The following is a 14,958-nucleotide window of genomic DNA, read 5'->3' as shown; positions in this document are numbered from 1 at the left end:
CGGTTCCGGGAGGGTGGAACGTTCACAGCGACGCTGACGCTGAGCACCAGAGCTGCTGCGCACCCGTTGCCGGGGCCACAGGCGGGCCTTAGCTTCGGGCGCATGCCTCTGGGTGCCGAGAGCTTGCTGGACGTGCTGGCCGCGCACGAAGTCGAGGTGGTGTTCGGCCTGCCGGGCGTGCACAACCTCGCGATCTGGGAGGCGCTGCGGAAGCAGCCGGGCATCCGCATGATCGGTGTGCGCCACGAGCAGACGGCGGTCTATGCGGCAGACGGCTACGCACGCGCCACCGGCAAGCTCGGCGTCGCTGTCGTCACCACCGGCCCCGGCGCGGCGAACACCCTGGGCGCCACCGGCGAGGCGTGGGCGTCGGGCAGCCCGGTGCTGGTGATCGCCACGGACATCCCGTCGACCCTGCGCCGGCCCGGCGTGCACCGCGGCGTCCTGCACGAAACCCGGGACCAGAGGGCCATGTTCGTGCCGGTCACGAAAGCCGCGTTCGACGTGCCGTCGGCACAGGAGCTCGCCGCGTACACCGACAAGGCCGTCCGGCAAGCCCTTCGCAGCCCGCACGGCCCCGTCTACCTCGGTGTCCCAACGGACTTCCTGTCCACCGAAGCGCCACGGCACACCGTCGCGGAGGTGGAGTCCTCCCGCACCGTTCCCGATCTCGCCGAAGCCGAACGGCTCGTCGCCGCGTCGTCCCGGCCGCTCATCTGGGCCGGCGGCGGCGCGGCGCGGTCCGGTGCCGGCTCTGCCATCGGCACGTTGGCCGCCAAGCTGCAGGCACCGATCATCACGACGTACGGGGCACGCGGCCTGACGGACAGCCCTCTCGTCGTGCGCGGCCCAGTGCACGCACCGCCCGTTGGGCAACTGTGGGACGACGCCGACCTCGTGATCGCGATCGGCACCGACTTCGACGGCATGATGACCCAGAACTGGGTGCAGCCGCGGCCTCCCGCTCTGCTGGCCGTGAACATCGACAAGGCCGAGGCGAGCAAGAACTACCCGGCGGACGTCACCCTGGAAGGCGATGCCGCCACCGTCACCGCCGCCCTCGCAGCCGCGGTGAGTCCCAAAGAAGGTGCGTGCGACGTCGAAGCGGTCAACGCCGAAGTGCGCGCTTTGACCGAAGCAGACTCTCCGGACGCCGCGAAGTTGTTGCACGCGTTGGAAGGCACCGACGCCACGATCGTCGCCGACATGTGCATCCCCGGCTACTGGATCGGCGGCTTCCACCACGTCACCCGCCCCCGCGGCCTCGCCTACCCGGTCGGCTGGGGCACGCTCGGCTTCGGCTTCCCGGCGGCCATCGGCGCCGCCGTGGCCCACCGCACCATCGCGGTCGTGGGTGACGGCGGCTTCCTCTTCGCGTGCGGCGACCTGGCGACGTTGAAGCAGGAAGGCCTGCCGCTCACCATCGTGCTCGTGGACGACGGCGGCTACGGCATGCTCCGCTACGACCAGCAGATCGCGAACCACGCCATCACCGGCGTGGACCTGACCCGTCCCGACTTCGCCAAGCTGGCCGAGAGCTTCGGCATCCCCGCCGTGACGCTGGACGGCTTCGACGACCTCCGAACGGCACTGGACGCCTCCGACGGCCCGTCGATGATCGTCGTCAACGCGAGCCTCAAACCGCCGCTGAACACCTCACCGCGCTGGTACCGCAAAACCGTCACCTGACCAACGCCACCGTGGGCGAGGACGACAGCACCGTGTGGCTGCATCACTACTATGGGACTTGAGAAACTGCTCCGGTGACGCGAACCTGGCCCGAGAACCAAGCGACCGACGAAGCGGCCCTCGCCCGGCAGTTCCTGGTCTTCCTCCGCAAGACCGCCGTGCTGAAGGTCGAAGGCCTGACCAGAGCCCAGGCCGCAGCAGCCCCGATCCCCACCTCCCCGAAGCTGACGGCATTGGGCGTCCTCAAGCACCTGACCGCCGTCGAGCGCTACTGGCTCTGCATCGCCGGCGCGGGCCTCGACCTGCCGTCACTCTGGGAGGGCGACCCGGACCCGTCCTGGAACCTCGAAGACGACGACACCCCGGCGTCGCTCATCCAGGCGTACCGCGAGGAATGGGCGAACGCCGAGGCGTTGACGAAGCTGGATCCCGCCGCGATGGCAGCCGACGGCGAGCGCACCGTGCGATGGATCCTGACCCACGTGACACAGGAAACCGCACGCCACGTGGGCCATCTCGACCTGCTCCGCGAACTGGCGGACGGCGAGACCGGCGAGTAGAGATCAGACGACCTCACCGGGCCAAATCTGGTTCAACGGCACGACATCGCCCTTGAGCGCGTCGTCGACCGCCGACTGCGCGACCGGTGAGAGTTCGCCGGCGCGGCTCACCTCGACCAGCCGTTCGCGCAGCGCCGGAAGCGCCAACGCGGCGGCGGCGTTCCGCACGACAGCCTCTTCCCGGTGCGACAGGCACGACACGAGCCCATCGCCGAGCGGTCCCAGCGACTCGGCGGGCAAGGCTCCCTGCCGATCGAGCCTGCGCACCGAGCTGGCCACGGCGATGCGGATCTTCGGGTGACGGTCGGCCAGCCGTCCGGCGAGGAGCGCCGCGGCGGCGGGCTCCCCCGTGTCTCCCAGCCCGAGAACCGAGATGCTCCGCCGATGGGCGGACCAGCTCTTCAGACCTGGCGCGAGGTTCTCGACGGGCTTGAGCCGCCGCAACCGGGGGATTCCGTACGCGGACGACATCGGACTGCGGTAGGGGTTCCGACGCAGCGGCCAGTCGGCTGGGTCGCCTTTGCGTCCTTTGCCGAAGAACTTCAACACGTACGAGGGATCGCGGTCACGATCGCGTTCCGCGAGCACCCGGCACAACACCGACGTCACCTGCATCGATGCGTCGTGCTGGCCGAGGAAGGCTTCGATCAGGCCGTCGGCGCCGGGCTCTTCCGACTCGACCAGAGCCCGTACGTGCTCAAGGTGACGCGGTGACTTCCAGTCGAGAAGTCCCGCCAGAGCGACATCAACGTTCATCTGCTGTTACCTCAAACCTGTTCCGACACGAGCGGGCGGGGCGCCTCGCAGCGCCCCGCCCGGACCGGGCACCCGGCCGATCAGCGTCTCAGTGCACCCATCAAGCAGGTGAACACGCCAAAGCCGATCTTGAACGATGTCGGTGTGGCCTGGTCACCCAGGATCGCCTTGTTGTAGCGGAGGTTGTCCCTGCACCCCTGCACGCGCGGGTGCAGCTTGATGTTGTTGAACACCTTGTTGGCCTTGCTGGACTGCCAGCGCGTCTTCGCTTGCTTGAAGACACCCTTGGCCCGGCTCACCGTCTTCACGGTGGTGTTGCGGATCCAGCCGCCGGCCGCGACGACCTTGCGGCCGGTCCACTTCATGCCGGTCCAGATCCTCGGCGCGGCCTTGGTCGCTGCCCACGCACCGAACCGGAAGAGGTACGGCGCCGACGCGCGGGCGGCCCACGGGATCGCGACCCGCAGCCCCATCACCGCGGCCACGACGCAGAACGGGCACTTGCCGTCCAGGTCGTTGGCGTTGACCGGGTCACCGTTGACGTAGTCGTAGTCGTTGGCGGAGCCGCCCTCGACCGGGTCGACCGACAGGAAGCGGCCGAGCAACGGACTGTACGGGCGCGCACCCATCTGGACGATCGACAACGCACCGGCGTGCTCGTACGGGCGCTGGTGCTGTCCGAGCCAGCCGTGGTCCATCTGACCGGGCTGGTTGTCGGGCACGTTGTCGTTGTCGACCGATCCGTTCGCTGCCAGCGGCTCACCGAACGGGGTGTAGTGCCGCAGCTGCCCGGCCTGGTTGCCCGCCGCGTCCGTCGTGAGGACCGTGTCGCCGCGCACGCTCGGGTGGTCGTACGACCGCGTGTCGCCGTTGATCGTCAGCAACACGCCGCCCGGCAACGAGATCGAGCGGGACAGCAGCTTCTTGTCCTCACCGAGCGCGAAGTCCGCGGCGTCACCTTCAGCGGTGTAGCCGTACAGCACGACCTTCTGCTCGTCGCCCTGCTCCGCACCACGGCGCACGATCCGGTCGCTCGAGTCGCGCTGGTACGCGACGGCGGCGGGATCCGTGCCGACGGAACGGGCACTGAGGTTGCGGTTGGCCGCGTCCCACGAGAGATGGGTCGTGGAACCGTTGACCGTGTACTCGGTGGTGTTGCCGGAATCGTCGTACTTGATGCCGGACACCGCGTTGTGGCCCGTGGTGGCCAGCAACCTGTCGGCCGCGTCGTAGCAGTAGCCGGTGGTCTGCGTGCCGCTCGCCGTCTGGTCGAGCAGCTTGACGCGGTTGGTGTTCGCACCCGCGTTGCCGACCGATCCCGCCGGACATCCCTCCGCCGTGGGCGAAGCGAAGTCGTAGGTGTAGACGTGGCCGTTGACCGCTGCCTTGGTGAGCCTTCCCGCTGAGTCGTAGATGTAGTTGTGGCCTGCACCCGCGTCGAAGCCGTTGAGCGTCTCGTCGACGATCGTGCCCGCACGGGTGCGGGTCACGGCCGTGACGATCTCGGCCCCCGCCTTGGTCTTCCACGTGTGCGAGGTGACCTGGCCGGTGCCGTCCTTGCCGATGGCCGACAGCGAGGTGCCGTTGGCGTACACCACCGACGCGAGCTCACCGGCCGCGTTGTAGGCGGGCTTGGCGAGGAGCGTGCCGTCGAGCGACACGGTCAGCAGCCTGCCCGCGTCGTCGTGGGTGTTGGTGATGACCTGCGCCGGGTTCGACGGCAGGTTCACCGTCTCCGTCGTGGCACGGCCCGCGCGGTCGTACTTGGTCTCCGTGCGCACGCCGTGCACGTCGGTGTACTCGATCACGCGGCCGAGGAGGTCGACCTTCGTGGTGACGGTGCCGTTGTGGTCGGACACCGACGACACGAGCGGGTCGCCGTTCACCGCGTGGTTGGTGGTGACGACGCGCTCACCCGCCGCGCCGTTCGCCGGGTACTTGACCGACACCACCCGGTCGCGGTCGTCGTAGGTGGTGCAGGTCCACTGGCCGGCGCTGCCCTCGGCCACCACACGGCCCGACGCGTCGAAGATCTGCTCGTCCTCGCGCGCCGGTCCCGTTGCCGGAGCGGGCATCCGGGTGAGCTTCGCGAGCCCGCCCTGGTTGATCGCCTCGACCTGCGGGGTGCAGGGGTTGTCCCGGGTCTCCTGGTCGCCGTAGTAGACGTAGGTCGTCTGCGCGTTGTTCGGCGCGGTCACCCCGGTCTTGCGCAGGTAGCCGGTACCGACGTTCTCGTAGGACGTCTTGACCTGCCTGCCGTTCGCCGTGTTGCTGCTGGCGAGACCGTAGACGGGGTCGAGTCCGTTCTCACCGAACTTCGTGGTGGTGACCGACGGGGTGAGTCCCAGCGACTCGCCCTTCGTGACCGACGTCGTCAGGCCGTACTTCGGCTTCATGTTCGCCGCGGGCACGACCTGCTGGGTGCCGCCGGGGGTGGTCCAGTGCAGTTCGAGCTGGGCGAACGACGTGAGGTCGTAGTACTCGACGCGGATCTTCTTCGCGGCACCGGCGGACGGGCTGTTGACCGTGGCCTCGCGCCACTTCGCGCCCGTGTCGATCCAATCGTCGATGACGATCGCGTCGTCGATCCACACCCGCACACCGTCATCTGCCACGACGCGGAGCTTGTAGTTGCCCGCCTCGGGGAAGACGATGTCCCCGGTCGCCCGGAGCGAGAAGTTGTCCGCGACGATGCCGGTGACCGGTGCACTCTCGCCCCAGTTGCGGACGAACGTGCCGTCGGTTGCCAGACCGGTCTGGTACACCTTCGGCGTGCCGACCATGTCCTTGTTGTCGTAGAACGACACGGCCAGACCGTTCAGGTTCTCGTCGTAGCTCGTCTTGGTGTGCGGAACGGTCTCCGCGCACTCGAGCTTGAGCTGCTGACCGTTGAAGCACGACGCCGGGCCGGGACCGAAGTTATCGGTCGGCCTGTCCTGCGCGTCGTACAACGTGGTCGACACCCGGCCGGCGGCGTCCGTCGTGGTCAGCAGCTGGTCCTTGGCGTTCCACGTCTGCGACGTCGTCTTGCCGGTCGCGTCGGTGTCGGTCAGCATCCGGAAGGCGTCGTCGTAGACCACCTTGCGGGAGAACCCGCTCACCGGGTTCACCCCGGCGATGTCCACGAAGGACGTCTTCGCACCCGTGTCGTAGCGGTACGAGTGGAAGCCGCGCTCCTCACCGTGCGTGGTGTACGGCTGGTAGATCGTCCGCGCGATCGGCGTGGCCACGGTGTGGTTGTAGTAGTGGACGATGTAGTTCGCCGCGTCGGTGTTCCGGTTCGCGTGGTCCTGGGCGACCCAGTCCGCGCCCCGGCTGTCCCGCAGCCCGTCGAGAAGACCGTTCGACGTGAAGCTGAACTGCGTCATCTCACGGCCCGGGTCCTCCACCGCCACCAGGTTCCCGCGGTAGTAGTACAGCTTCGTCTGGCTGCCGTCCCAGTACTCGACCCGGCAGAGCATCTGCGCCGGAGGGAGTTTCTCCGCGTCCGGCGGAGGAGTGGTGCCCGCATAGCAGTCATCACCGGGCCGGTTGTAGAAGAGCTTCTGCGAACGGCCCGAGATCGGGTCCTTGATCTCCTTGAGACGCGAGGGAGAGCCGTCGTAGACGTTCTGCAGCGCGGCAGGCTTGCGAGCGTCGATCGCGCCGGTCTGCGACTCGAGCTTGCCGGCCGAGTTGAACACGAAGACGTCCGAACCGTAGGTCAGCGTGATGCGTCCCGCGGTGTCCAGGACGAGGGTGCCCGACTCACCGTCCGGCGGCGTGTAGCCACCGGTGCTCTTTTTCGTCCACGTGTGCTTCGCACCTGTGGCGTCGGTCAGCACGACGTTCTGGTCGGTGACCTTGGCCTCGGTGAAGCCCGTCCCGCTGCCGTCGAGGTCGGCGCTCAGCGTCCAGCCCCTGGGCAGTGCGGGCAGGTCGGAGGAGTGCAGCCAGTCGGCGGGGACGATCTGCGACGGCACGGTGGTGCCGTCAGCCGTCCGCGTGAACAGGCGGAGGTACGCCCAACCGGTGGCTTCGGCCAGTTCGACCTTGATCGGCACGCGCTGGCCCGCGTTCAGCTTCACGCTGGTCGCGACACCCCAGTTCACGTCGCTGCAGCAGCCCTGGTCGTAGACCGAGGCGCCGTTGACCCACACCCGCAGCCGGTCGTCGTGCACGCCGGCGAACTGGTAGTCACCGGTCGCGGGAGCCTGGAAGTAACCCTCCCAGCGGGCGACGAACCAGTCCTTCGGCAGCGCGGGAGCGAACGGGGAGGTGTCACCCCAGTCCACGTTCACCTGCGGCTCGGTGCGCACCAGCACGGGCTCCTGCTGCGAGCTGATCTCGCCGTTGTGCGACAGGTCCTGGAAGTAGGACGCCCGGAGACCCTTCTGCTCCTGCTGCTGCGAGTTGTAGGTCATGTTCAGACCCGCGGTACCGCCGACCGTCGTGAACGTCGGAGAGGAGAGCGACGTCTGCACGTTGCCGTTGGCCAGGTTGACCTCGATCGGACCAATCTTGTCCGACGGTGCCGGGCCGCGGTTGCCGATGCGCTGGTCGACCTTCAGGTGGAAGACCGCGCTCGGGATCCGCGAGGTGGCGCCGCTGACGGCCTTGGCCTGCCACGTGTAGGAGACGCCGTCCTGGAGGACACCCGTCGGGATCGTCCACTTCGGGGTGTCGAGGCAGCCGGAGTCGACCACCACACCGGTCTTCGCGTCCGCGCCGGTCGCGACGGTGAAGCAGTACTTCACCTGTTCGCCGTCCGGGTCGCTGACGGGGCTGACCTCGAGGGTCGGGGTCGTGTTCGTGATGACGCCGTGGTCGGCGGGGCCGACCAGGGTGGGCGCGGGCGGGGCCGAGCCCGTGTCCACGGTCAGCGAGACGACCGTATCCTTGTAGGTCCAGGCTCCCGGCTGTTCCGCGCCCACGATCATGAACGTGGCCATGTGGCGGATGTCCGCGATGTGCTGGAGGAAGCTCACCAGGCTGTCACCGGTGAGCGTGCCGACCTGGCCGACGAGACCGTTGGCCAGCAGACCGCCGAGGCCGTTGAAGTCCATGGCCGAGGCGTGGTAGAGCTGCGCCGGCCACGTCTTGTCCGGGCTGAGCGGGCCGGTCTTCTTCGTCACGTCGAGCTTGGCGCCGACGATGCGCTGGCCGTACAGGGACTGGTAGTCGAACCGGATCGCGCTGCGCCAGTACTTGTCACCGTGGTCCAGCGAGTTGCCGAACTGGACACCGCACATCTGGCACCAGTAGCCGTCCGACTTGTACGACTCGGCGAAGACCACCCCGAAGCTGAACGTCGGGTCGACGCTGACCGGGTAGACGCGCTTCGGGTCCTTGAGCCACGCCTCGTCGACGGCGACCGTGAGCATCCAGTCCTGCCCGGCCTTCTCGACCGTGTAGGTGCCGCCGGTCTGCGCGGGCGGCGCCTCCTCCGCCTTGCCGGAGGAGTCCCAGGTGACGATGGGCGGCATGACGATCTTCGGTGTGCCCTGGGCGTCCCGCAGCTCGACCGTGCCCTGCTCCGTCACGGTCGGCGTCAACGCGCCGGCTTTGAGGGTGAACCGCCACTTGTTGGTGGTGGGCACCTTCTTCAGCAGGATGGTCTCCTTGACCGAACCCGGCGTCACCTCGTAGGTGAGGTCGGTGTCCGCGGCGACGTCGACGTACTCGGCCTTGTCCGCCGAGACCTTGACCTGCTTGTCCTTCGCGGGCTTCTCCGGCGCCAGCGAGACCTTGTTGCCGTCGTACTCGACGGTGATCAGCGCCGGGTCGTCCGCCTTGGCCGCGAGCGTCGGCTTCAGCGGGTGTTGCCTGGCCTTGACCCGCCGGGTCGGCGTGTCCGCGACCAGCGTCGTGTCGACCGGCTGCCAGGAACCCCTGGCGTCCTGGACGTTCAGCGGTTCCGTGGACTGCTTGATCGTCTTGGTGCCGTCCGGGTTGGTGTACTCGTCGACGAACATCGACCGCGAGGTCACCTTGGACTTCTCGGGGTCGAAGCTCGACTTCGCCTCCCGCGCGGCCAGAGGGCCGAAGTCCGCCTTCGGATCCGCCGCGGCCGTCGGCGGGGCGGGCACCTCCCGTCCCTTGAGCACCGGCAGCTTCGTCGTGTCGACGGCCGGTGACTTCGCGGGAGGCGCGGCGAACGCGGGTGCGGACGCCAGACTGATCGTCAGAGAGGTTGCGAGCGCAGCGGCAAGCACCCGTGCGAATCTTCGCGCACGAGTGTGCCGCGTCGCTGAGCGACGCGTCATATTGGTCTATCCCCCAGAATTCAATGGAAGGCGCGGGCTTCCGCTGCCCGCACGCCCCCAGCGTGTTGATCGGCGCTGAGCATGCCGAAAACGGACATCGGAAAGCAATGCGCCGATCGGCTCAACTCACGGTGAGTGAGCTCAACGTCACACCCGGCGCATCACTCATCGCCCGGCCAGAGCGGGATCAGCGGGGCGACCACGCCGTCGAGGGCGTTGTCGACGATGGCGCCGGCGAGTGACATGAGGGTTGCCCTTGCGTAGAGCAGGTCTGTGCGCAGGGCCGGTGTTGCGAGTGCGGCTGCGGCTTGCTCGACGACCTCTTGGCGGTCGTGGTCGAGGCAGCGGACCAGCGCGTCGGCTGCCTGTCCCACTTGGACGCCGTTGGGGCCAAGCGGCGGACTGCCGCTGCCGCTGGGGATCGGACCCACCACTTCCGGTCGCGGAGCCGGCCGATCACCGGCGGGAGGGCGGCTGGGTCCGCGGTGTCGCCGAGGGCGATGACGGCTGTGCGGCGACGGGAGGCCAGCCAGTGGGTGGCGTCCGGGGTGATGCGCGCTACCGGGTTCGCGCCGCGGAGCCTGGTGATGCCGTAGAGCCACACCCACGGGCTGTGGCAGACCTCTTGGCCGAGCCATCTGCGGACTGGGCCGTCGGTTACGGCGTAGAAGTGCCTCAGGGCGTAGTCCAGGTCGCGGTCCGGGTCGCGGTCCGCCAGGACGCGGCAGAGCAGCGGGCGTAACGGGCCCGCGTTGTCGAGGGTGTCGAGGAGCAATTCCTCGACGTCCGGTTCGTTGCTGTCGATCAATTGTCTGGCGTGTGCGCTCAGATCCGGTGAATCCCAGTCCCGGATCTCAGGTAGCGCCCCGCCGCTGCTGAACTCCCCATTTCTCCATCATGGTCGGTTGATGTAGCCACCCACGGCGTTTTGGCAGACTTCGTGAAGTGCCTTCACCGCGTCGCGAAGCAGCGGGTTGGTGTTCGCCGTGCGGTGGATGACGTGGACGTGTCTGCGCAAAGGCTTGTGGCGCAACGGCATCGCGTGGGTGTCCGGCAGCGGCCTGTAGCCGAGCGCGGGTATCAGGGCCACGCCGACGCCGGCTGCCACGAGCGACTGGACGACCTCGTAATCGTTGCTTCGGAAAGCAATCCTCGGCGCGAATCCCGCTGCCGCGCACAGGGGGGTCAGACAGGTGGCGCCTGATGTTCCGTCGCGCGAGGCGATCCAGCGTTCGTCTTTGAGATCTTCGAGTTTGACGTTGTTCTTCGCGGCCGGGTGGTCGGCGGGGACCATCACGAGCAGGGACTCGTCCAGCAGCGGTGACACGGTCAGCTCCTCCGGCCACGTCCGCGGCACCAGGTCGTAGGCGTAGACGAGCGACAGGTCGAGCTCGCCGGTCAGGACGAGCGGCAGCACGTCGTCCGGTTCGGCCTCGTCCAGGCGGAGCTCGGCGTCCGGCAGGTCGGTCTGCAGCTTCGCCAGTGCCTTCGGCACGATGCGCGAGCTCGCCGTGGGGAAGGTGCCGATCCGCAGGCGGCCGCGCAGGCCCTGCACCATCGCCTTCACCTCGTGCTCGAACCCGTCCAGCGCGGCGAGCAGTTCGCCGCCGCGGTCGGCGATCAGCAGGGCGGCGCTGGCGGGGCGGATCGAGTGCGCCTCGCGTTCGAAGAGCGCAACGCCGACCGCTCGCTCGAACGCCGAGATCTGCTGCGACACGGCCGAGGACGTGTAGCCGAGCCGGCGGGCCGCCTCGGCGAAGGAACCCGTCTTCACGACCTCGACGAGCGTGCGGAGATGAACCGGGTTGAGCACCAGGGCAGCTTATGCTCGACGTCGCGAGGTTTCATTCTGCGGCCTCTGGCGCATCCACCCCCACAGCCGCCAGGGTGGATGCATGCCCTACGTCTCCACGAACCCGTCGAACACCTCCGACGTGGTCGCCGAGATCGAGCTCGGGACCAGTCGCACCTTCGTCGACGCCGCCCAGCGGGCAAAAGCCGCACAACGCGCGTGGGCACGTGTGCCCGCACCTGTGCGCGGTCAGGTGATCGGCAACATCGGCCGGCTGGTCGAGGCGAACTCCGAACCCCTCTCCCGGCTCGTGACCCGCGAGATCGGCAAGCCGATCGCGGAGGCCCGCGGCGAGGTGCAGGAGATCGTGGACACCTGCGACTTCTTCGTCGGCGAGGGCAGGCGCCTGTACGGGCAGACGGTGCCGTCGGAGATGCCGGACAAGCAGCTGTTCACGTTCCGCAACCCGGTGGGCGTCGCGGCGATCATCACCGCCGGCAACTTCCCGGTCGCCGTGCCGTCCTGGTACATCGTGCCCGCGCTGCTGTGCGGCAACTCGGTCGTGTGGAAGCCCGCCGAGTACTCCGCCGCGTCGGCGCAGGCCTTCTACGACGTGTTCCAGGCCGCCGGCATCCCGGCCGGCGTGTTCGAGATCGTCTTCGCCGAGGGCTCGGAGACGTTCACCGGACTGGAGCAGTCGCTGCGGCAGGGCCTGGTCGACAAGGTCGGCTTCACCGGCTCCAGCGAGGTCGGTGCGCGGATCGGCGAGCTGTGCGGGCGCCACCTCCAGGCACCGTGCCTGGAACTGGGCGGCAAGAACCCGATGGTCGTCACCGAGGACGCCGACCTCGACCTGGCCGTGCAGGGCGCGCTGTTCGCCGGCTTCGGGTCCGCGGGGCAGCGCTGCACCTCGCTCGGCACGGCAATCGTGCACGAGTCGGTGTACGACGAGTTCCTGTCCCGCTTCGTCGACGCCGTGGCCGGTGCCACCGTGGGCGACCCGACCGGCGATGTCCTCTATGGACCGATGCTCGACGAGAAGTTCGCGCTGGCGTACGAGAAGTACCTCGGCTGGATCGGCGAGCACCACACGGTGCACGGCCCGACCGGCCGCATCACAAACTCCAGCCCGCGCAACGGTTTCACTGGTGAGAACGGCTTCTTCTACCACCCCGCAATCGTTTCCGGTGTGCGCGACGACGACGAACTGTTCCTCCAGGAGACGTTCGGACCGATCGTCGGCGTCATGAGGTACTCGGACCTGGACGAGGCGATCGAGCTCGGCAACAAGCCGGGCTACGGCCTGTCGTGCTCGATCTACACCACGGACCCGAACAAGGCCTTCCGGTTCCGCGCCGGCATCTCCGCCGGCATGGTGAGCGTCAACAACTCGACGTCCGGGGCCGAGGCGCACCTGCCGTTCGGCGGCAACGGCAAGAGCGGCAACGGCTCCCGGCAGTCGGGCGTGTGGGTGCTCGACCAGTTCACCCGCTGGCAGTCCATGAACTGGGACTACTCCGGGAAGCTGCAGAAGGCGCAGATGGACACTCTCGCGATCGAGGCGGACCTTGACTTCCGACTGGCTTGAGCTGCCCGGTCAGGCCGAAGTCGTCGTCATCGGCGGCGGGGTGATGGGGACGTCCATCGCCTTTCACCTCGCCGAGGCAGGCGTCCGAGATGTGGTGGTCGTCGAGAAGGACGAGCTGGGCTCCGGCTCCACCTGCAAAGCGGCGGGTGGGGTGCGCGCCCAGTTCTCCGACGAGCTGAACATCAGGCTCGGAGCTCGATCCATCGAACTGTTCCAGCGCTTTCCGCAGCGGCCCGGGCAGGAGATCGATCTGCACCAGGTCGGCTACCTGTTCCTCCTCTCTTCCGACGAACACGTCACGGCGTTCGAGCGCAACGTCGACCTCCAGAACTCCCTCGGGGTACCCAGCCGCATGGTGACGGTCGAGGAAGCACGGCGGATGTCGCCGTTGGTCGAAGCGGACGGCCTGCTCGCGGCGACCTTCTCGCCGGACGACGGACACTGCACTCCGGAGTCCGTGGTCCTCGGCTATGCCACCGCGGCCCGCCGGTTCGGTGCCCGCTTCAGCACCAGGACAACCGTGAGATCGATCGTAGGGACGGGGTCCGACACTTTTCGCGTCGAGACCGACCGCGGCACCGTCTCGGCGCGGAAAGTGGTCTGCGCGGCCGGCGCCTGGTCGCGGGAGATCGGCGAGATGGTGGGCGTTGACCTGCCGGTTTCTCCCCTGCGGCGCCAGGTCGTGTTCACCGAACCCATGCCGGAGCTACACGATGGGGTGACACCGTTCACCATCGACTTCGGCAGCACCTTCTACTTCCACCGCGAGGGCCGCGGACTGCTGCTCGGCATGTCCGACCCCGACGAGACGCCGGGCTTCAAGCTGGAGGTGTCCGACGCGTGGCTGCCCCGCCTCACCGAGGCGATCGGCCGGCGTGCGCCCAAGCTGCTGGACGTGGGCGTGCGCGACGGGTGGGCCGGGCTGTACGAGGTGACGCCGGACCACAACGCCCTGATCGGCTCCGTCGGCGGCTTCTACTACGCCACGGGCTTTTCCGGGCACGGCTTCCTGCAGGGTCCCGCCGTCGGCGAGGTCGTGCGCGACCTCGTGCTTGACCGCGAGCCCTTCGTCGACGTGTCCAGTCTGGACGCCTCCAGGTTCGCCGCCGGCAAAGCACGGCCGGAACTCAACCGCGTGTGAGGGATGTGATGGACGTTCTCGAGCTCATGGACGAGTGGGGTCCGGAGAAGGTCGTCTGCGTGTCCGACCGGCGCACCGGCGTGAAGGGCGTGCTCGTCATCGACAACACCGCGCGCGGCATGGGCAAGGGCGGCACGCGGATGAGCCCGCACGTGACGGTCTCCGAGATCGCCCGCCTCGCGCGCGTGATGACGTGGAAGTGGGCCGGGGTCGACCTCTTCTTCGGCGGCGCGAAGGCGGGGATCAGGTTCGACCCCGCCTCCCCCGACAAGGAAGCGGCGCTGCGGGCGTTCGCGCGCAAGCTGTCCAACGAGGTGCCGCGGGAGTACGTGTTCGGCCTCGACATGGGCCTCACCGAACGGGACGCTGCGATCGTCCAGGACGAACTGTCGGACCGCGGCGCTATGATGGGCGCACCGGCTCAACTCGGCGGTCTCCCGTACGACGAGCTGGGCGTCACCGGGTACGGCGTGGCCGAGGTGGCGGACGAATTGGTGGAGCTGCGCGGCAAACGCGTGGCCCTGCAGGGTTTCGGCGCGGTGGGCGCCGCGGCGGCGAAGCGGTTCACCGAACTGGGCGCCGTCGTCGTCGCCGTGTCGTCGGTGCACGGCGCGTTGGTGGATCCCCACGGACTCGACGTCACCAGGCTGCTGGAGTTGCGGGCGGAGTTCGGTGATATCGCGGTCGAGGAGTACGGCGGAGTCCGTCCGCTCGGTGCCGAGCTGCGCGTGCCGTGCGACGTGCTGGTGCCGGCCGCGCTGCAGGACGTGATCGACGCGGATCTCGCGGGCGTGCTCGACACCGCGCTGGTGGTCGAGGGCGCGAACCTGCCGACATCCGTTGCGGCACAGGAGGTTCTCGCGGGACGCGGGATCACCGTCGTGCCGGACTTCATCGCGAACGCCGGCGGTGTGGTCGCGGCGGCGTTCGGGATGGACGCGCGGTACTCCCCCTTCCCGGTGAACCCCGCGACGGTGCTCGACGCCGTGTCCTCGAAGCTGAGGGCGAACGCGGCGAAGGTCGTCGTCGAAGCGAGAAGCCGTGGCACCACGACGCACGTGGCGGCGCGCGAGCTGGCGCAGGAACGCGTGCTGGCCGCGATGAAGCTGCGCGGGCGGGTGGCATGACCGTGCCGGCAGCCGTGGCGGCAGGCGGACGGGCAACCGGGACCGATCGGCGGGAGACGA

The 14,958-nt window shown here is 68.6% G+C and carries 9 protein-coding genes; 5 read left to right on the top strand and 4 right to left on the bottom strand.

Features of this window, described 5'->3' with window-relative positions; genetic code table 11:
- Positions 1–102: 102 nt before the first annotated feature.
- Positions 103–1,689, top strand: coding sequence for a thiamine pyrophosphate-binding protein (locus tag BLQ91_RS07120; protein WP_090095762.1), 1,587 nt, complete (start codon positions 103–105; stop codon positions 1,687–1,689).
- 74 nt (positions 1,690–1,763) lie between these two features.
- A complete protein-coding gene (locus BLQ91_RS07115) occupies positions 1,764–2,249 on the top strand; it encodes a DinB family protein (protein ID WP_090095761.1) in 486 nt (161 codons plus the stop codon).
- A 3-nt stretch (positions 2,250–2,252) separates the two neighbouring features.
- On the opposite strand, the gene BLQ91_RS07110 is transcribed toward BLQ91_RS07115, so the two are convergent.
- The 4 genes from BLQ91_RS07110 to BLQ91_RS07095 all read right to left on the bottom strand — a co-directional run bounded on the left by BLQ91_RS07110 (position 2,253) and on the right by BLQ91_RS07095 (position 11,063).
- A complete protein-coding gene (locus BLQ91_RS07110) occupies positions 2,253–3,005 on the bottom strand; it encodes a hypothetical protein (protein WP_090095760.1) in 753 nt (250 codons plus the stop codon).
- A gap of 80 nt (positions 3,006–3,085) precedes the next feature.
- On the bottom strand, positions 3,086–9,199 hold the full coding sequence (locus tag BLQ91_RS07105) for a PA14 domain-containing protein (RefSeq protein WP_245733189.1): 6,114 nt from the start codon (positions 9,197–9,199) through the stop codon (positions 3,086–3,088).
- 212 nt (positions 9,200–9,411) lie between these two features.
- The gene (locus BLQ91_RS40130) at positions 9,412–9,624 is read right to left on the bottom strand and encodes a hypothetical protein (protein WP_143022545.1); all 213 of its coding nucleotides are present in this window, start codon (positions 9,622–9,624) and stop codon (positions 9,412–9,414) included.
- A 521-nt stretch (positions 9,625–10,145) separates the two neighbouring features.
- Positions 10,146–11,063 (bottom strand): LysR family transcriptional regulator, encoded by a 918-nt coding sequence (locus BLQ91_RS07095; protein ID WP_090095758.1) that lies wholly within the window; start codon positions 11,061–11,063, stop codon positions 10,146–10,148.
- 82 nt (positions 11,064–11,145) lie between these two features.
- On the opposite strand from BLQ91_RS07095, the gene BLQ91_RS07090 reads away from it, so the two are divergent.
- The 3 genes from BLQ91_RS07090 to BLQ91_RS07080 are packed head-to-tail and all read left to right on the top strand — an operon-like array spanning position 11,146 to position 14,898.
- On the top strand, positions 11,146–12,630 hold the full coding sequence (locus BLQ91_RS07090; protein ID WP_090095757.1) for an aldehyde dehydrogenase family protein: 1,485 nt from the start codon (positions 11,146–11,148) through the stop codon (positions 12,628–12,630).
- The gene (locus tag BLQ91_RS07085) at positions 12,611–13,771 is read left to right on the top strand and encodes an NAD(P)/FAD-dependent oxidoreductase (protein ID WP_281199261.1); all 1,161 of its coding nucleotides are present in this window, start codon (positions 12,611–12,613) and stop codon (positions 13,769–13,771) included. The genes BLQ91_RS07090 and BLQ91_RS07085 overlap by 20 nt, the downstream gene beginning before the upstream one ends.
- A gap of 8 nt (positions 13,772–13,779) precedes the next feature.
- Positions 13,780–14,898, top strand: coding sequence for a Glu/Leu/Phe/Val family dehydrogenase (locus tag BLQ91_RS07080; protein ID WP_218130162.1), 1,119 nt, complete (start codon positions 13,780–13,782; stop codon positions 14,896–14,898).
- Positions 14,899–14,958: the final 60 nt, after the last annotated feature.

It is taken from the genome of Lentzea jiangxiensis (genome assembly GCF_900104175.1).
Taxonomy (GTDB): Bacteria; Actinomycetota; Actinomycetes; order Mycobacteriales; family Pseudonocardiaceae; genus Lentzea; species Lentzea jiangxiensis.
This window is presented reverse-complemented; position numbering and strand designations above follow the sequence as displayed.